The sequence below is a fragment of the Bradyrhizobium sp. AZCC 1578 genome (assembly GCF_036924675.1).
Taxonomy (GTDB): Bacteria; Pseudomonadota; Alphaproteobacteria; order Rhizobiales; family Xanthobacteraceae; genus Bradyrhizobium.
In genome coordinates, this window is sequence record NZ_JAZHRZ010000001.1 from 3,618,306 (window position 1) to 3,636,133 (window position 17,828).

13 protein-coding genes are annotated in these 17,828 nt (G+C 63.7%); 7 read left to right on the forward strand and 6 right to left on the reverse strand.

Going from position 1 to position 17,828, the window contains the following annotated elements:
* Positions 1 to 6: 6 nt before the first annotated feature.
* Positions 7 to 1,620, reverse strand: a complete 1,614-nt coding sequence (locus tag V1290_RS17205; RefSeq protein ID WP_334365513.1) for an FAD-dependent oxidoreductase — start codon at positions 1,618 to 1,620, stop codon at positions 7 to 9.
* A 184-nt stretch (positions 1,621 to 1,804) separates the two neighbouring features.
* On the opposite strand from V1290_RS17205, the gene V1290_RS17210 reads away from it, so the two are divergent.
* Positions 1,805 to 2,332, forward strand: coding sequence for a MarR family winged helix-turn-helix transcriptional regulator (locus tag V1290_RS17210; RefSeq protein ID WP_334369063.1), 528 nt, complete (start codon positions 1,805 to 1,807; stop codon positions 2,330 to 2,332).
* 24 nt (positions 2,333 to 2,356) lie between these two features.
* Here the strand turns inward: V1290_RS17210 and V1290_RS17215 are convergent, their stop codons facing one another.
* From V1290_RS17215 to V1290_RS17225, 3 genes are read right to left on the reverse strand one after another with little or no spacing between them, the layout of a single operon-like run.
* Entirely contained in the window at positions 2,357 to 2,701 is a 345-nt protein-coding gene (locus tag V1290_RS17215; protein ID WP_334365514.1) for a RidA family protein, read from the reverse strand.
* Positions 2,702 to 2,715: 14 nt separating this feature from the next.
* A complete protein-coding gene (locus V1290_RS17220) occupies positions 2,716 to 3,597 on the reverse strand; it encodes an NAD(P)-dependent oxidoreductase (RefSeq protein ID WP_334365515.1) in 882 nt (293 codons plus the stop codon).
* A gap of 12 nt (positions 3,598 to 3,609) precedes the next feature.
* Positions 3,610 to 4,416, reverse strand: a complete 807-nt coding sequence (locus V1290_RS17225) for an N-acyl homoserine lactonase family protein (RefSeq protein WP_334365516.1) — start codon at positions 4,414 to 4,416, stop codon at positions 3,610 to 3,612.
* A 464-nt stretch (positions 4,417 to 4,880) separates the two neighbouring features.
* Here V1290_RS17225 and V1290_RS17230 point away from each other — a divergent pair, with 464 nt between their 5' ends.
* The 4 genes from V1290_RS17230 (at position 4,881) to V1290_RS17245 (ending at position 11,406) form a co-directional block, all read left to right on the forward strand.
* The gene (locus tag V1290_RS17230) at positions 4,881 to 6,365 is read left to right on the forward strand and encodes a caspase family protein (protein WP_334365517.1); all 1,485 of its coding nucleotides are present in this window, start codon (positions 4,881 to 4,883) and stop codon (positions 6,363 to 6,365) included.
* A 142-nt stretch (positions 6,366 to 6,507) separates the two neighbouring features.
* Positions 6,508 to 7,185, forward strand: a complete 678-nt coding sequence (locus V1290_RS17235) for an OmpA family protein (protein WP_334365518.1) — start codon at positions 6,508 to 6,510, stop codon at positions 7,183 to 7,185.
* Between the two features lie 145 nt (positions 7,186 to 7,330).
* A complete protein-coding gene (locus V1290_RS17240; RefSeq protein ID WP_334365519.1) occupies positions 7,331 to 8,254 on the forward strand; it encodes an efflux RND transporter periplasmic adaptor subunit in 924 nt (307 codons plus the stop codon).
* Complete coding sequence (locus V1290_RS17245; RefSeq protein ID WP_334365520.1) at positions 8,254 to 11,406, forward strand: efflux RND transporter permease subunit; 3,153 nt, start codon at positions 8,254 to 8,256, stop codon at positions 11,404 to 11,406. The genes V1290_RS17240 and V1290_RS17245 overlap by 1 nt, the downstream gene beginning before the upstream one ends.
* 113 nt (positions 11,407 to 11,519) lie before the next feature.
* Here the strand turns inward: V1290_RS17245 and V1290_RS17250 are convergent, their stop codons facing one another.
* Complete coding sequence (locus V1290_RS17250; RefSeq protein WP_065747796.1) at positions 11,520 to 12,194, reverse strand: Crp/Fnr family transcriptional regulator; 675 nt, start codon at positions 12,192 to 12,194, stop codon at positions 11,520 to 11,522.
* A 217-nt stretch (positions 12,195 to 12,411) separates the two neighbouring features.
* Between V1290_RS17250 and V1290_RS17255 the strand changes: the two genes are divergently transcribed.
* Both V1290_RS17255 and V1290_RS17260 read left to right on the forward strand, forming a co-directional pair.
* A complete protein-coding gene (locus tag V1290_RS17255; RefSeq protein WP_334365521.1) occupies positions 12,412 to 14,472 on the forward strand; it encodes an AsmA family protein in 2,061 nt (686 codons plus the stop codon).
* A 230-nt stretch (positions 14,473 to 14,702) separates the two neighbouring features.
* The gene (locus V1290_RS17260) at positions 14,703 to 17,150 is read left to right on the forward strand and encodes an adenylate/guanylate cyclase domain-containing protein (protein WP_334365522.1); all 2,448 of its coding nucleotides are present in this window, start codon (positions 14,703 to 14,705) and stop codon (positions 17,148 to 17,150) included.
* A 335-nt stretch (positions 17,151 to 17,485) separates the two neighbouring features.
* On the opposite strand, the gene V1290_RS17265 is transcribed toward V1290_RS17260, so the two are convergent.
* Positions 17,486 to 17,752, reverse strand: a complete 267-nt coding sequence (locus V1290_RS17265; protein WP_334365523.1) for a hypothetical protein — start codon at positions 17,750 to 17,752, stop codon at positions 17,486 to 17,488.
* Between the last annotated feature and the right edge of the window lie 76 nt (positions 17,753 to 17,828).

Below are 17,828 nucleotides of genomic sequence, written 5' to 3' on the forward strand. Positions count from 1 at the left end.
GAAACCTCAGTTATGACCCGCAGCACGCGCGAGCGCGGCGTCGAGTGCCGCCCGGGTCGGACGCCGAAAGCGCGCCGCGACGTAGCCATCGGGACGCAGCAGATAGGCCGTGCCGGGCTCGGCGTCGTAACGCGTAGCAGCAAGACCTGCAGAATCGGCCAGACCGCCTTTGCCGCCAATCCGGATTGTGGCTATTTCCTCAGGCAGCTCCGGCATAGCTCCATTGCTAAACTCCAGCAGCGTGAACCCCGTTCCCGCCCCGATGAAAGCATCGGTGAGATACATCGGTTCGCCGCTCTGGCCTGCAACCGGCGCGTCCGGCATCGAGGCGCCGGGACGCGGGCCGCCGCGCCATGAATCGCCATCGGCGGTCGAAAGCGGCGTTTCGTAGATCGAGGGCGTCGAGAGACGGCCGGCATTCACCATCCGCTTACCGAACTCGGTTTCCCGGGCGAGCGATAGCACCGCCTTGCGCAACCGCGCCTCCTGGTGGGAGTTGGGCGCCATGAAATCGGTCGAGCGGGTGGATTCGCGGATGTTCTCGTCGGCCGCGGCGCTGCGCTCGATATGATAACTCTCGAGCAGCGCCTCGGGCGAGATACCCCGCAGCACGCGATCGAGTTTCCATGCCAGATTCTCGGCGTCCTCGAGCCCGGAATTGGCGCCACGCGCGCCGAACGGTGAGACCTGATGGGCGGCATCGCCGGCAAAGATTACCCGGCCATGGATGAACTTGTTCATCCGCCGGCACTGGAATTTGTACAGCGATATCCATTCGAAATCGAACTTGTCATGACCGAGCATGCGGGCGATGCGCGGCCGCACGTTTTCCGGCAGCTTTTCAACCGCCGGATCGGCATCCCGGCTGAGCTGCAGGTCGATCCGCCAGATATCATCGGGCTGCTTGTGCAGAAGTGCGGAGCGTCCAGCATGGAACGGCGGATCGAACCAGAACCAGCGCTCGGTCGGAAATGCCGCCGTCATCTTGACGTCGGCAATCAGGAACTGGTCTTCGAACACCTGGCCCGCAAACTCCGCTCCCACCATTTGCCGCAGCGAGGATCGGGCACCGTCGCAGGCGACCACGTATTGCGCCGCCAGCCGATAGGGGCCGTCCGGCGTCTGGATCGTCAGCACCACATGGTCGTTGTGCGGCTCGAGCCCGGTCACCTTGTTGCGCCAGCGCAGGTCGATCTCGGGGAGTTCCTCGACACGATCGACCAGATAGGCTTCCGCGTAGAATTGCTGCAGGTTGATGAAGGCCGGCCGCTTGTGCCCCTCCTCGGGCAGCAAATTGAATTGATAGAGCTGGGAGTCGCCGTGAAAGATCTTGCCGACGCTCCACACCACGCCCTTGTCGACCATGCGCTGGCCGATGCCGAGCCGGTCCCAGAATTCGAGCGAGCGTTTCGAGAAGCAGATCGCCCGCGAGCCCTCGCCGATCCGGTCAGCGTCGTCGAGCAGCACGACCGCTTGCCCGCGCTGCGCCATACCGATCGCAAGCGACAGCCCCACTGGACCAGCGCCCACAACGACGATCGGGTGCTCGGCCACGTTCGCACCCGCCCGATCCTGGTCGGAGTGGCGACGATAGCCGAATTGGGTCTTAGTCAGCGCCATGCGGGTCAACCCGTGACTAGAGATCTTGTTTTGACGCGTTTTCTCGACGCGAACCGGTATCCAGTTCGCTCGAAAACGCTGGCTAGCGGCCTGCAACCCTGCTAATTAGTCTCACATGCAACTATCTTAAACCCCCGGCCGGGTCCGGCGTCAACTCAAATCGAGGCGATTCTTGCCAAAAGCGATGTCAGGCGAAATGGCGGCTGGTCCGCGGGAAGAGAGCGCGCAGAAAAGGACCGCACGACTGGACCTCTTCAAGTTCGTGCCGTTCCGGCTTAACCGACTGGCGGCCGAAGTTAGCTCCGCACTCTCGGCCGAGTATGCGGCGCGCTATGGGCTCGATATTCCGGAATGGCGCGTGCTGGCGACGCTCGGCTTCCGCCACGATGCCTGCAGCGCGCAATACATCGCCCACTGCACCCGCACCCACAAATCCACCATCAGCCGCGCAGTCACGTCGCTGATGAAGCGAGAGATCATCGAGCGCGTCGAGAACGAGGACGACCGCCGCGAATTCCGCCTGCGTCTGACGCACAAGGGCGAAGCGCTCTATGAGGAGTTGATCCCACGGCTACTGCGCAGGGAACAGGAGATTCTCTCCTGCCTGTCCACGCAGGAGCGCAAGGATTTCGCAAGGCTGCTCGGAAAGGTCGAGGCGAGCCTCGATCTGGTGCAGACCAGCGAAGAGGCGGACGCGAAAGAGGCTTACTGACCCGCTTGAGCGCTGTGCCGAGGCTCACTTCACGGCCGTCACCACGATCTCCACGATATGCGGCGGCTCGAGATCGACGCCGATGCAGGCGCGCATTGGCGGATTTTTCGTATCGACCCATTCATCCCAGGCACGGTTCATCTCGCCTTTGCGTTTGATATCGGTGATGTAGACGATAGCCGAGAGAATCTTGCTCTTGTCCGTGCCGCACAGCGCGAGGCTTTCGTCGATCCGGGCGAGCGCCTTTACGCTCTGCTCGTACATCGACGGGGTGACCGGGTCGGGCGCGACAGCCACCGTGAATACCAGATCGTCGTGAGCGACGGCACGGCTACGGGTTGGCGTAAGCCCGGGAAAACGTTGAATCATGATTGTCTCTCCGATTAGCGGCCGCCAATATGTTTCGCGATGACAGGGAAATAATTGTCCCCTGAGCCGGCATCGATCGCTTCCTGCAGAATCGTGCCGACCAGCTCCGCACCACGGATTTTCAATCCCGCATCGGCCGCGAGCTCCAGCGCATAGGAAATATCCTTCAGCGCATATTCGGTCGAGAACGCGCGCTCCGGAAAATTGCCCGGCACGATCGCCTTCATGCCGTGATTGCGCAGCGCAAAACTGTCGGCCGAGCCCTTGGAAAGCGTATCAAGCAGCAGCTTTGGGTCGACACCATTATGCTTCGCGACAGCGACCGCTTCGGCGAGCGCGTTGACGGTTTCGAACAGCACCATGTTGTTGAGAATCTTCGTCACCTGCCCCGCACCAACGTCGCCGCAACGGGTGACGTCAGTGGCAAAGCAGCGGATCAGTGGCTCGATATCGGCATAAAGCGCGGGCACCGCGCCAACCATCACGCTCAGCGTGCCGTCCTGGGCCGCCTGGCGCGTGCGCGCGATCGGCGCGTCGGCCCAAGATGCACCCTTGGCCTGCAGCAGCTTGGCAAACTCACGCGTTTGGCCGACTGACGACGTACCGAGATCGACGACGACCTTGCCGCTGCGGATGTTCGCCAGGATGCCGTCGCCCTCGAACACCGCGCGCACATGCTTGGCGCTGGGCAGGCAGAGGAACAGCAAGTCGCTTTGCCGGACGATGTCGGCGACGGAGCCTGCGGCCTCCGCGCCCTCGGCCTTCAGCCGCGCCAGCGGCTCGGCCGCAAGATCGAACGCGATCACGCGCTTACCGCTCTTCTTCACGAGATTGCGGCAGATCGGCTCGCCCATCACGCCGAGGCCGATGAAGCCGATCGTGTTGTACGCTGGCATCATGACCGCCCGCTATTTCGCGAAAGAACGCGACGGCGCTAGGTGCAGCGCGAACGCATCGACCTTGTCGCTGGCGCGCGGGTAGATCTCGCTCACGATCGGATCGTGGCCGGGAATGAAACGGTCGGGATGGCCGGCCAGGCGCTCGACGATTTCCCAGCCCTGCGCCATGTCGCCGACATTGTAGACGATCGGAAACGGGCTGCGCTTGTGCAAATTGGCGTAGTAGTGCGAAGCGTCCGACGCCAGCACCACCGGCCCCCGCGCAGTTTCGACGCGCACGACCTGCAGGCCATCGGAATGGCCGCCGACGCGATGCACCGTCACGCCGGGGGCGATCTCGCCGTCGCCGGAATGGAAAGTGACGCGCTCGCCATAGACGTGGCGCACCATGGTGGTGACGTGCTCGACCGAAAACGGATGCCGCAACATGCCGTTGCACATGCAGCGCCCGGTCGCGTAGCTCATCTCGCGGTCCTGCAGATGAAACCGCGCGTTCGGGAAGCGATCGAGATTGCCGGCGTGATCGTAATGCAGATGGGTGACGATCACGTCGCGAATCGTATCGGCGGCAACGCCGAAATCCGCCAGTGCGTCGACCGGATTGAGCGTGAGTTTGCGCGAACGCGCCTTCGCCTCCTCGGCGTTGAAGCCGGTGTCGACCAGGATGTCGCGGCCGCCCCCTCGGATCAGCCAGACGAAGTAATCCAGATCCTGCGCCGTGGTTTCGTGCGGATCGGGGATCAGAAAATTCAAATGAGGAGTGCGGGGCGACATCGTCGCATAGCGCAGGGCGTAGATCTCGTAGGCGTTTCCCATCGGTGTCGCTCTTCTTTTGTGCTGAACTTTTCTTTGCTGAACTTGGCCGGTCCCGGCAGCAAGCCATTGTCATCTGCGAAGGTCAAACGCGGTGCGCGAATGACGACCGCGCGGCATTGCAGAGCATTATGTGAGAAGAGTCACATTTCCATGGTGGCCGTCAACCGCGGGTGACCCAGGTATGACCGGCATATTCGGACGCAGCCGGGCATCACGAAAGGATGGTCGAGCAGATCGGGAACCGATCGCGCGGACCAGGTCCGCGCGCCGAGGTGTTGCCGCCCGTCAACATTGTTTATTCCCCTTCATCCACGCGGTGCGGTCGCGGTTAATTCCCGCAATTAGTGCCGAGATCGCAAGCGGTTGACGAGCTGTGCGCGCGGTTTGATAATGCAGAGTGCGTAGAGTAAGGTCGCCGCGGCGCAAGCTGGTATCGGCGCCATTTTGGCTGGATTGCCGTCAATATGAAAACCCGCCTTGTATTGCTCCTTTCCCTGATTTTTGCGGTCGCGTCGGTAGCCCCGTCGCTCGCAGCCGGCGAACGTTATGCGCTGGTGATCGGCAACGCGAAATATCCGGACGCCGAGGCGCCCCTGAAGGAACCGATCAATGATGCGCGCGACATCGCCGAAGAGCTCAAGCGCGACGGCTTCAATGTCGATATCGGCGAGAACCTGACCGGCGAGCAGATGCGCCGCGCTTTCGAGCGGCTCTACGGCAAAATCAAGCCCGGCTCGGTCGCGCTGATCTTCTTTTCGGGCTTTGGCGTGCAGTCGAGCCGCCAGAGCTACATGATCCCCGTCGATGCGCAGATCTGGACCGAGGCCGACGTTCGCCGCGACGGTTTCAGCCTCGAAACCGTGCTGGGGGAGATCAACAGTCGCGGCGCGGGCGTCAAGATCGCGCTGATCGACGCCAGCAGGCGCAATCCGTTCGAGCGCCGGTTCCGCAGCTTTTCCGCTGGCCTTGCGCCGGTTATCGCCCCGAACGGCACGCTGGTGATGTATTCGGCCGCGCTCTCGTCCGTCGTTTCCGACAATGGCAGCGACCGCAGCCTGTTTGTGAAAGAGCTGCTGAAGGAAATCCGCACCCCCGATTTGATGGCGGAGGAAACGCTGAACCGCACCCGCGTCGGTGTCACCCGCGCCTCGCGCCAGGAGCAGGTGCCGTGGATCTCGTCGTCGCTTGCCGAGGATTTCTCCTTTATTCCCAGCGGCGGCCCGCGGCCGGCGAGCCCGCCGCCAGCTCCGGTGGCCGCAGCGCCAACCACTCCCGCGCCTGCTCCCGCTCCTTCCCCTGCTCCCGCTCCCGCACCTGCCGCGCCCCAGGTGGCCGCGCCTGCTCCGCCACCGCCTCCTCCGGCGCCGCCGAAGCCGGCTGAAGCCGCGATTCCTCCGCCTCCGCCGCCCGCCAAGCCAACCGAGAGCCCCAGCCCGACGGCGGTTGCGCTGGCCGACGACCCGACCATCAAGAACCTGACCACCAGGCTCAACGACAATCCGGACGATGCCGCCGCGCTGTACCGGCGCGGACAGGTCTATGCGAGCAAGGGCGCCTACGAGCTCGCCATCAAGGACTTCAACAATTCGCTGCGGCTGAATCCGAAGGATGTGGAAGCTTACAACAACCGCTGCTGGGCCCGCACGGTGATCGGGGACCTGCAGGCGGCACTGAAGGATTGCAACGAGGCGTTGCGGCTGCGGCCGAATTTCGTCGACGCGCTCGACAGCCGCGGCCTCGTTAACCTGAAAAGCGGCCAGAACAAGAATGCAATTGCTGATTTCGACGCCGCCCTCAGGATCAACCCGAGATTGACGTCGTCGCTGTACGGCCGCGGTCTTGCCAAGAAGCGCAACGGCTCGATTTCGGAAGGCGATCTCGATATTAACAATGCGAAGGCGATGGACCCCAATATCGTCAAGGAATTCGCCGATTACGGGGTGCAGTGACGATTTTTAGGTATGAAGGCTGGCGGCGCCTCGAACCCTGCGGCGGGCGCCCAGACTAAAGTAAAGCAGCCGGCCGCAAACCAAGGTGCGGCAGCTCATTTGGATGACCTTAGAACCGCGTGCCCGCAGGAGGGGACTGGCAATGGCAAATTTCTCAGCAACGAAGATCCTTACAGCAATCGTCTCGGTTGCGGCGCTGGGCGCCGCAATCGACTTAAGTGCGGGAACTGCCCTCGCGCAGGAGAGGAACGTCACCGAAGATCAGATCGTCCGCGCGCTGGCGCCGGAGAAGAAGCCGCTCACCCGCGGCCTTTCGGTCGGCCCGCACCAAACCGTCGATCCGACCGCGGCCGCTACCGAAACCAAATTCGTCCAGAAGATCCGTGGCCGCTCCACGCGGTCGCTCTCGACCGCCGAGCGCGAGGAAATCGCCACCATCGTCAAGGACAAGCCGAAGATCGATCTGGAGATCAATTTCGACTACAACTCGGCCGACATCAGCGCGAAGTCGCTGCCGTCGGTTCAGGCGCTCGGCCGCGCGCTCACCAACAATGATCTGAGGGGCTCGACCTTCGTGGTCGCGGGCCACACCGACGCGGCCGGCGGCGAAGCCTACAACCAGGATTTGTCCGAGCGCCGCGCCGACGCGATCAAGCGCTATCTCGTCGACAAATACGGCATCAACGGCACCGATCTCGTCACCGTCGGATACGGCAAGAGCAAGCTCAAGGACCCGAGCCAGCCGATGGCGGAAGTGAACCGCCGCGTTCAGGTCGTCAACATGGAAAACAAGGCCACGGCGTCGAACGCATCCAAGTAAGGGCGTGGCGCCGAGCATTGGTTTCCGGCTACAATAACGTCCCGCAGCACCCGTGCGGGACGTATTCGTTTTGGGCGAGATCGCAGGCCTTCGGCCAGCCAATGCGCCTTGTTTGATTTGACTTCCAGTCTGGATTGATCCGGCGATGAAATTCTCCGAATACTTCAAACCCGCGCTCGGGGTGGCCTTCGTTGCCGTTGTGGCCGTCGGCTATTACTGGTTCGAGCACCGTCCGCGCGCGGAAGAAAAGGAAACGCCGGGCCAGGCGTTGGTGATCGTGACCAAATCCACCAATGCCTGTTTCTCCGACATGGTGCGCGTCACCGGCTTTATCGTGCCGCGGCGCGAGGCCCAGATCGGCGTCGATCAGGAGGGCTCGAGGGTCACTGATCTGTTCATCAAGGAAGGCGATACGGTTACCGAAAATCAGGAGATGGCGCGCCTCACCCCGCCGCCGCAACAGCCGGGAGCCCCGGGAGGCCGGTCTGGACCGATATCTCTTCGCGCGCCGGCTGCCGGTCTCGTTACCGAAGTCAGGACTGCGGTCGGCGCGCCGGCTTCGCCGCAGGCCGGCCCGATGTTCCGTGTCTCCGTGAACAATGAAATCGAGCTCGAAGCCGAAGTGCCGAGCGTTCATCTGCTCAAGCTCAATCCGGGTGCGACGGTACGCATCAGCCGTGACGATGCGCCCGATGTCGTCGGCAAGGTCCGGCAGATCTCGCCGCAGATCGACCGCACCACCCAACTCGGCAAGGTCCGGATTTCGCTGAACAACAATCCCTCGCTCAAGGTCGGCATGTTTGCCCGCGCCAATATCGATGCCAAGCGCTCCTGCGGCGTAGCTGTCCCGCGCACCGCCATCGACCGCCTGACCCTGCAGGTCGTGAAGGGCAACACCATCGAGACGCGAAAGGTGCGGGTCGGCCTGACCTCCGAAACCTCAACTGAAATTCTTGAAGGCCTCGACGTCGGCGAAACCGTCGTGGCCGATGCTGGCACCTCGCTGCATGACGGCGACCAGGTCAAGACCATGTTCGCCGATGAACTCGAGCGCACGCGGGCACGCTAATGGCTTTGAACATCTCGGCTTGGTCGATCCGGAACCCGCTTCCTTCGATCGTCTTTTCAATCATTCTCCTGGTCTTGGGCTGGGTCAGCTTCACCAAGCTCGCGGTGACGCGGCTGCCGAGCGCCGACATCCCCGTGATCTCGGTCGCTGTCGCGCAATTCGGCGCTGCTCCCGCCGAACTGGAAGCGCAGGTCACCAAGACCATCGAGGACGGCGTATCCGGCGTCGAAGGCGTTCGGCACATTTCGTCCTCAATCACCGACGGCCTGTCGGTGACGACGATCCAGTTCGCGCTCGAGACCAACACCGATCGCGCGCTCAACGACGTCAAGGATGCCGTCACCCGTGTACGCGCCAACCTGCCGCAGAACGTCAACGAGCCGCTGATCCAGCGCGTCGACGTGATCGGCCTGCCGATCGTCACCTATGCCGCGATATCGCCGGGCAAGACGCCGGAGCAGCTTTCCTATTTCGTCGACGACGTCGTCAAGCGCGCGCTGCAGGGCGTCCGCGGCGTTGCGCAGGTCGAGCGCATCGGCGGTGTCGAGCGCGAAATTCTCGTTTCGCTCGATCCCGACCGGCTGCAGGCGGCGGGGCTCACCGCCGTCAATGTCAGCCAGATCCTTCGCGGCACCAATGTGGACCTCGCCGGCGGCCGCGCCGAAATCGGCAAGAACGACCAGGCGATCCGCACGCTGGCCGGCGCCAAGACGCTGAACGATCTCGCCGGCACGATGATCCCGCTGTTCGGCGGCGGCGAAGTCCGGCTCGACGACCTCGGCACCGTCACCGACACCATTGCCGATCGCCGGACCTTTGCCCGCTTCAACGGCGAACCGGTGGTGGCGCTCGGCATCAAGCGTTCCAAGGGCGCCAGCGACGTCGTGGTGGCGGAGGCCGTGCAGAAGCGCATCGATGCGCTGAAGGTCGCCTATCCCGACGTCGACCTGAAACTGATCGACACCTCGGTCAACTTCACCAAGGGCAATTATGATGCGGCGATCTCGACCTTGTTCGAAGGCGCGATCCTCGCGGTAATCGTCGTGCTGCTGTTCCTGCGCGATATCAGAGCCACCATCATCGCCGCGATCTCGCTGCCGCTGTCGATCTTCCCGGCATTCTGGGCAATGGACCTGCTCGGCTTCTCGCTGAACCTCGTCTCCTTCCTCGCCATTACGCTGTCGACGGGCATTCTGGTCGACGACGCCATCGTCGAAATCGAGAACATCGTGCGCCACATGCGCATGGGCAAGTCGCCCTATCGCGCCGCGCTGGAGGCCGCCGACGAAATCGGCCTCGCGGTGATCGCGATCTCGCTGACGATTATTGCGATCTTTGCTCCCGCCAGCTTCATGTCCGGTATCGCCGGACAGTTCTTCAAGCAGTTCGGCATCACCGTGTCGGTGCAGGTGTTCTTCTCGCTGCTCGCCGCGCGCTTCGTCACGCCGGTGCTCGCGGCCTACTTCCTCAAGGATCACCCGCATGAGGACCCGCCCCCCGGGCGCATCCTGCAGACCTACTCCAAACTCGTGACCTGGTCGGTGAAGCACTACTTCATCACGGTGTTGATCGGCTTCGGCGTCTTCGCCGCTTCGATCTGGAGCATCACGCTGCTGCCGCAGGGCTTCCTGCCCGCGCAGGACACCGCGCGCTCGCTGCTGGCGATGGAGCTGCCGCCGGGCTCGCAGCTTGCATATACCGAGAAGGTGACGGAAGAAATCGTCGCCCGTCTGCGCAAGCGTCCCGAGGTGAAGAGCATCTTCGTCGATGGCGGCCGGGTGCCGCCGGGGACGCAGGAAGTCCGGCGCGCCGCGCTGATCATCAACTACACGCCGAAGGCTGATCGCAACATCACCCAGCGGCAGCTCGAACTCGAGATCGGCCAGGAGCTGGAAAACGTTCCCGATATCCGCTTCTGGTTCCTCGACGAAAACGGCCTGCGCGCGATTTCGCTGGTCGTGACCGGCACCGACAGCAACATTGTCAACAACGTCGCCAGCGAGCTGGCGACGCAGATGAAGCGGATCCCGATCATCGCCAACGTGATCTCGGAAACCGCGCTCGATCGCCCCGAGCTTCGCATCCGGCCGCGGGCCGAACTGGCGGCACGTCTTGGCGTTTCGACGGAGAGCCTGTCGCAGACGATTCGCGTCGCCACCATTGGCGACGTCGGTCCGGCATTGGCAAAATTCGACGCCGGCGACCGTCAGGTGCCGATCCGGGTCCAGCTCGAGGACAGTGCGCGCAGCGATCTGCAGATGCTGCAGCAATTGCGAGTGCCGCTCGGCCAGCGCGGCGAACGCGGCGGCGTGCCGCTGTCTGTCGTCGCCGACATCCAGCTCGATCAGGGCCCGACCAGCATCAACCGCTATGATCGGGAACGGCAGGCAACCGTCGCCGCCGACCTCGTCGGCACTGCGGCACTCGGCGACGCCACAAAGTTGATCTACGATCTTCCGGTCATGAAGAGCCTGCCGAAGGGCGTGAAGGTGAGCCCGTCGGGCGACGCCGAAAGCCTCAACGAATTGTCGGAGGGCTTTGCGACTGCGATCACCGCCGGCCTGATGATGGTCTATGCGGTGCTGGTGCTGTTGTTCGGCACTTTCCTGCAACCGATCACCATCCTGTTCTCGCTGCCGCTGTCGATCGGCGGCGCGATCGCAGCCTTGCTGCTGACCGGCAAGCAGCTCACCACGCCGGTATGGATCGGCATCCTGATGCTGATGGGCATCGTCACCAAGAACGCCATCATGCTGGTCGAATTCGCGACTACGGCGATCCGCGAGGGCAAGAAGCGCGAAGACGCCATGATCGACGCCGGCATGAAGCGCGCGCGCCCGATCGTGATGACGACGATTGCGATGGCGGCGGGCATGATGCCGTCAGCGCTGGCGTTCGGCGCCGGCGGTGAATTCCGCTCGCCGATGGCGCTCGCGGTGATCGGCGGCCTGATCTTCTCCACCATCCTGTCGCTGGTGTTCGTGCCCGCGATGTTCATGGTGATGGACGATTTCGGCGCCCTGTGCTGGCGCCTCGGCAAGAAGCTGATCGTGTCCAGCGCGGAGACGGAGCACGGCGGCCAAGGATCGGATCATCACGGCGAGCCGCCGGCCAAGGGCCCGCCGCCAGCGATGTCACCTGCGGCGGAATGAGAAGCAGTCTTGGCCGATCCGAGCGCTTGCCGCTACCTATTGTCCGCGCGGTCGGCTTCTGTCAGTCCCTTCCATCATACCACAGCAGGCAATGCCTGACGATGGATGGGAACCTACTCGTTCCTCGCCACCGCCGTCAGCTTGGTCATGTTCTGCAGCAGGATTCTCCCTCGCTGCAGGTCCAGGATGCCGTCCTTGCGCCAGAGCTGCAGTTGCCGGTTGACGCTTTCGCGAGCGGCGCCGACGAAGACGCCTAGCTGCTCCTGCGAGATGTGAACTTCGGAACCGAAATCGGAAGCGAGCGCAACGAGCCTCCGCGCCAGCCGGACCGGCAGCGGCTGCAGCACGGATTCTTCCATCCGTTCGCTCTGCCAGCGGATGCGCTGACACAACAGCGTGATGATCTTGATCGCGACCTTGGGCTCGCGCTCCAGGAAGGCGAGGAAATCCTCACGCCGCAGCACGAACAGTTCCGACGGCTCGCCGGCGGTAGCGTCCGCGGTGCGGCTCTGGCCGTCGAGCACGGCGACTTCGCCGAAGAGATCGCCGGAGCCCATGAAATTCAACGTCAGGCGGCTGCCGTCGGAGGCGCCGGTTTCGATCCGAATCTGGCCGCGGCGGACGCCGTACAGGGCGTCGCCGGGATCACCCTTCTGGAACAACATTTCGCCGACGCCGAGCTGCTGGGTATGGCAAAGGCCGGAGATACGCTGCAATTCGTCGGCGCCCAAATCCGCAAACATCGGGTTCATTTTCAAAATGACCGCAAATTCGGCCTGTTTAGTCATTGTATCGCCTTCCAGATCGGCTCCACCGCCCCCGAACGCCGTTAGCAGGATTCCCCTGCCGGCAAGTGTGTCATAAGTCACATAACTTTGCAGTACCCCCGGATTATTTTTGGCTGCTTTGGGCGCTATCCCTTTCCGGGATAAGCTCGCCCGACCGGTTGCGACGGCGTGTCGAGCCACCGAAATAAGAGCCGTTTGCGCGGTCTGGAATGTCGATATGAGAGCACTGAAAATTGCCGGCGCCATCATTGCCGCCGTGATCGTCGTCTTCGCGCTGCTGCTGGTGATCGGCATCCCCTCGGGCTACCTGAAGGCCGAGATCCAGGAGCGGATCGAGCGCGAGACCGGCTACAAGCTCGCCATCAATGGCGGTGCCAAGATCGGCTTGTGGCCACAGCTCAACATCCGGCTGAACGATGTCACGCTGCAAGATCCAAAGGATCGCGACATCAACCATCGTTTCACCGCCTCAAGCATCGAGGCGGACGTGACGCTGGCGAGCCTGTGGGCCGGCCGGCCGCAGATCACCGAGCTCGTCATCATTCGCCCGGTGGTGAATTTGCCCCTGAAGCGCGAGCGCGTGAGGGAGGCCAATCCTCCCTCGAAGCCCGCCGGCGGCAAGGCGGCGGATGCCTTTTCGATCGAGCATGTCAGCGTCACCGGCGGCACCATCGTGTTCTCCAATTTGCGCGACCGCGTCGAGAACAGGATCGAGACCGTCAACGCCGACATCACGATTGACGCCGACCGCAAGGTTACGCTGACCGGCAGCGCGCGCAGCGGCGGCCATCCGCTGAAAGTCGAAGCCAAGGCGGCGCTGCCCGCCGCCCCGCTCGAACGGCAGAATATTCCGGCCGAGATCAAGATCGACGCGCCGGGCCTGTTGCACGCGCAGCTCATGGCCAAGGCCGAAGCCCGGCTCAACGGCTCGGTCGTGATGATCAACGGCGTCACCGGCACCCTCGGCGACGGCGCGTTCAACGGCTGGGCCTCGGTCGATCTGTCGAGCAAGCCGCTGGTCAAGCTCGACCTCGATTTCCAGAAGCTCACGGTCGCGATGTCGCGCAGCACCGATTCTTCCTCAGGCCAGCCCTGGAGCAACGCGACGATCGACGTCAATGGGCTCAACTACGTCGACCTGCAGGCGCGGATTTCCGCGGCCGAACTCAAGATCGGCGACGCGCGCTTCACCCCTGCCGCGATCGACGCCACGCTCGCAAGCGGCGTCCTGAAGGCACAGGTTTCCAACCTTGGCGCCTATGACGGCAACGCCAATGGCGACCTGACCGTCGATGTCTCCACCGCCAATCCCATTTATGCGATGCGGGCCGATCTCACCGGCGTGCGCGCGCTGCCGCTGCTGGATGGTCTTGCTGATTTCGACAGGATCGACGGCAGGATGCAGGCGAAGATCAGCGTGCGCTCCTCCGGCACCAGCCAGCGCGCGATCATGTCGAACATGGCGGGCACCGCCTTCGTCGTGTTCCAGGACGGCGCCATCAAGGGGCTCAATGTCGCGCAGATGATCCGCTCGCTGACAGCAAGCACCTTGTCCGGCTGGCAGGCGAGCGATGAGAAGGCGACGGATCTTTCGCAGTTGTCGGCATCGTTCAAGATCGACAAGGGGCAGGCGCAGACTACCGATCTCAACCTCGTCGGCCCGCTGGTGAAGATGACCGGCGTCGGCACGATTGACCTCGGCACCAAGCAGATCGGCTTCCGTGTCGAGCCGAAACTGGTGATGACCACCGAAGGCCAGGGCCGCGTCAGCGATCCGGTCGGGCTCGGCATTCCCGTGATGATCGAGGGACCGTGGGGGAGCCCACGGATCTATCCGGAGATGCAAGGCATCCTCGACAATCCGGAGGGTGCCTATGCCAAGCTGAGGGAAATGGGCAAGGGCCTGTTCGGACCGAACGGCGCCGGGCTTGGCGCTGCGATCGGCAACCTGCTCGGCGGCGGACAACAGGGTGCGGCCGGCGGACAGGGCACTGCGCCCGGCAGCGGCCAGACGGGCGGCAAGCCGAATGATCCGCTCGGCGGACAGCTTGGTGAGACCATCGGCAATCTCATTCAGGGCTTGGGTGGATTGGGCCAGAATCAGCCTCAAGGCGGCCGCCCGGGCGGTCAACGGAGCCTGACGCCGACCTCGCCCGCCGAGGCGCCGACGCAAGCCGCGCCGGCCGAACCGGCAACTCCCGCGCCGCCGAGCGATACAACCGCGCAGCAGGACAGCCAGCCGATGAACGAGGTGTTGCGGCAGTTGTTCAATCGGTGAGGTTGATACTCCCTCGCCCCGCTCTTCGCGGGGCGAGGTTAAGCGGGGCCTGCGCATGACGACGAATCTGCGGATTCCTGCCTAAAATCGGGGCTAACCATGCTGGCGGAGGGCCCGCCGGCCCCCCTCAATTCGTGCTAAACAGGCCTCATCCGGGGCTCCCCAATAGCGCCCCGTGGCAAGCGACGAACGGATGCGCATGCTTAAGGGCGTGGCGCACGAGGGTCCGGATGAGCGAGGGCAACGATAGAGCAAAGTTTCTGCGCGAGGGGCTGTTTGCCAAATACGTCGTCGCGCTGGTCGGGCTTGTCGTGTTCGTGCTGGCCATCAACGGCGCGATGGAAATCTGGATCACCTATCGCGGCATCAAGAGCTCGCTCCACGACGGCATGTCCGACAAGGCGGAGGCGACCGCGAAGCGGATCGCGCAGTCGATCTCCGAGCTGGAGCGGCAGATCTCCTGGGTGACGCGCGCTTCCACCAAGACGATCGAGGATCGCCGCGCCGACTACTCCCAATTGCTGCGGCAGGTGCCGCAGGTCAGCCAGCTCTCGCTGCTTGGCAGCAACGGCCGCGAGCAGCTCCGCCTGACGCGACAGACCGTCACGCTCGGCAGCAACGCCGATTTCTCCCGCGATGTCCGCTTCACCGAAACCGTCTCGCGCGGCACCAGCTTTGCGCCGGCCTATCTGCGCGACCAGCAGCCATTCATGTCGATCGCGCTGTCGCATGCCGACGGCAGCATCACGATTGCCGAAATCGATCTCGATTTCCTCTCCGAATTCCTGATCGACGCCCAGGTCGGCAAGGTGGCGTACGCCTATGTCACTGACGCCAAGGGCGAAGTGCTGGCCAGGTCCTCGAACGGCCCCGAGGTCGGCAAGAATCTGTCGGCACTGCCGCAGGTCGCCGCTGTCAGCAAACCCGGCGGCGTGGCGCCAGCGTCAGGCCTGGATGCCAGTGGCGACGCCGTGCTGACGACGTCGAGCCTGGTGCCGAAACTCGGCTGGCGCGTGTTCTTCGAACAGCCGACGGCGCAGGCGCTGACGCCGATCCGCGATCAATTGGTGCGGATCGCGCTTCTGATCGCGCTTGGCCTCGTGGTCGCGATCATCGCCGGCACCATCATGGCGCGGCGCCTGCTGGTGCCGATCACGGCGCTGCAGGCCGGCGCGCGGCGGCTCGGCGCCGGCGATTTCGGCCACCGCATCGAGGTGAAGACATCAGACGAACTGGAGGAGCTCGCCAACCAGTTCAACGGCATGGCCGGGCAGCTCGCCGAAACCTATTCGAACCTCGAAGCCAAGGTGAACGAGCGGACGCGGGACCTGGCGCAATCGATCAACGAGCTCAAGGTGCTCGAGGAGGTCGGCCGCGCGGTCGCCTCCTCGCTCGATCTCGACGCCGTGCTGCCCACGGTTGCCGCGCGCGCGCTCGAGATCACCCACGCCGACGCCGTGCTGATCTATGGCTATGACGCCGGCAATCACCAGTTCAGCCTGACCGAAGCCATCGGCATCGACAAGGCTGCCGAAGGCCGCCATCGCGCCATCGACGCCGACCATTCGCCGCTCGGCGAGGCCGCGACCTCAGGCGAGCCGATCGCCATTCCCCAGCTCGGCGCAACGCCCGAACATCCGCTTCGCGATGTCGCGATGGAAGCCGGCTTCCACTCGGTGCTGGTGGTGCCCTTGGTCGACCAGACCGGCATCTTGGGATCGCTGGTGGTGCTGCGGCGGAACCAGGGCGAGTTTTCCGCCAACCTGATCGGCCTGATGAAGACGTTTGCGCACCAGGCGGTGCTGGCGATGCGCAATGCGCGCCTCTTCACCGAAGTGGACCACAAGAGCCGCGAGCTGCTCGCCGCCAATGACATTGTGCGCGAACAGGCGAGCAAGCTGCAGGAGCAGACCGACCAGCTCCGCGACTGGAATCGCTCGCTGGAGGAGCGGGTGGAAACGCAGCTCGGCGAGATCGAGCGCATCCGGCGGCTGGAGCGTTTCCTGGCGCCGCAGGTGGCGCAGCTTATCGCCTCCTCCGACGGCCATGAGGGCCTGCTCGACAGCCATCGCCGCGAGGTGACGGTCGTGTTCTGCGATTTGCGCGGCTTCACCGCGTTCACCGAGACCACCGAGCCGGAAGAGGCGATGAACGTGCTGCGCGAATATCACGCAGCGCTCGGCGAGCTGATCTTCAAGTATGAGGGCACGCTCGACCGCTATGCCGGCGACGGCGTGATGATCCTGTTCAACGCGCCGATCCAGTTCGAGGACCACACCGCGCGCGCGGTGCGGATGGCGGTGGAAATGCGCGACACCATTGGCGGGCTGACTGAGAAGTGGCGCAACCGCGGCCACAATCTCGGCTTCGGCATCGGCATCGCCCTCGGCTACGCCACCCTCGGCCAGATCGGTTTCGAGCAGCGCCTGGAATACGCCGCGATCGGCAGTGTCACCAATCTTGCCTCGCGTCTCTGCGACGAGGCCAAGGCCAACCAGATCGTGGTGAGCCGCCGCGTCTATGGCATGGTCGAGCCTTGGGTCGAGGGACGGCCGATCGACGATTTGAATTTGAAGGGATTCAACCATCCGATTTTAGCGGCCGAGATCACCGCCTGGCGCGAGTCGGTCGACAACGTGGTCGATGCCGCTGCGGCGCGACGGAAGAAGATGCAGTAGCCGCCGTCCCCTCCTGTCGCCCCTGCGAACGTTTCCGTCGTCCCTGCGAACGCAGGGACCATAACCACCGCTCCCAGTTATTGAAGCAAAGCCGTTTCCCCGTGTGCCCCTTACACCGGCCGCGGCGTATGGGTCCCTGCCTTCGCAGGGACGACGGTGAATGTGCCGCGCGTTCGCTTCGAAATTTCAAACAGCGGAAATCCTCCCGCAGCGCCGTTGCGCCCGAGGATTTTCTTCATTCATTCGCCCATGAAAATCAGAGGGCGCTGGGAACGACCGGGTGCTTGCAGCCGTTGCGGCCGCCTGACGACAAGCCGCGTCGGCGCACGCGCCTGTCAGTGCCAACCGGGCTGCTGCATTCGCGCGCGGGTCTGCGCCAATTCTTCGAGGCTGCTGTCGATCTGCGTGCGGTACATGCCGAGATCCTCGAGATGGCGATCGTCGAGCTTGCGCAGGGCCTCGCGCATGGCGTGCCGTTCGTGGCGCGCAATGATCGCTGCGAGGAAGCTGTTGACGAGACGGCGCAGGCGCGCGAGCCAAACGGCACTTCGGCAGGCAAATGGCCTGGTGGCGGAGGTCGGAATGGTGGTCAGCATAGTCATGGCTATTTTCTTTCAAACAGCAGCCGGAACCTGGTGAGCTTGCCTGGCACCCTTTCTATCGAAGGCCTGCTGCCAG

What these genes read in the sequence shown, in the direction of transcription:
- V1290_RS17205 (WP_334365513.1), bottom strand. Translation starts at nt 1,620, where the DNA reads ATGGCGCTGACTAAGACCCAATTCGGCTATCGTCGCCACTCCGACCAG.
- V1290_RS17210 (WP_334369063.1), top strand. Translation starts at nt 1,805, where the DNA reads ATGTCAGGCGAAATGGCGGCTGGTCCGCGGGAAGAGAGCGCGCAGAAA.
- V1290_RS17215 (WP_334365514.1), bottom strand. Translation starts at nt 2,701, where the DNA reads ATGATTCAACGTTTTCCCGGGCTTACGCCAACCCGTAGCCGTGCCGTC.
- V1290_RS17220 (WP_334365515.1), bottom strand. Translation starts at nt 3,597, where the DNA reads ATGCCAGCGTACAACACGATCGGCTTCATCGGCCTCGGCGTGATGGGC.
- V1290_RS17225 (WP_334365516.1), bottom strand. Translation starts at nt 4,416, where the DNA reads ATGGGAAACGCCTACGAGATCTACGCCCTGCGCTATGCGACGATGTCG.
- V1290_RS17230 (WP_334365517.1), top strand. Translation starts at nt 4,881, where the DNA reads ATGAAAACCCGCCTTGTATTGCTCCTTTCCCTGATTTTTGCGGTCGCG.
- V1290_RS17235 (WP_334365518.1), top strand. Translation starts at nt 6,508, where the DNA reads ATGGCAAATTTCTCAGCAACGAAGATCCTTACAGCAATCGTCTCGGTT.
- V1290_RS17240 (WP_334365519.1), top strand. Translation starts at nt 7,331, where the DNA reads ATGAAATTCTCCGAATACTTCAAACCCGCGCTCGGGGTGGCCTTCGTT.
- V1290_RS17245 (WP_334365520.1), top strand. Translation starts at nt 8,254, where the DNA reads ATGGCTTTGAACATCTCGGCTTGGTCGATCCGGAACCCGCTTCCTTCG.
- V1290_RS17250 (WP_065747796.1), bottom strand. Translation starts at nt 12,194, where the DNA reads ATGACTAAACAGGCCGAATTTGCGGTCATTTTGAAAATGAACCCGATG.
- V1290_RS17255 (WP_334365521.1), top strand. Translation starts at nt 12,412, where the DNA reads ATGAGAGCACTGAAAATTGCCGGCGCCATCATTGCCGCCGTGATCGTC.
- V1290_RS17260 (WP_334365522.1), top strand. Translation starts at nt 14,703, where the DNA reads ATGAGCGAGGGCAACGATAGAGCAAAGTTTCTGCGCGAGGGGCTGTTT.
- V1290_RS17265 (WP_334365523.1), bottom strand. Translation starts at nt 17,752, where the DNA reads ATGACTATGCTGACCACCATTCCGACCTCCGCCACCAGGCCATTTGCC.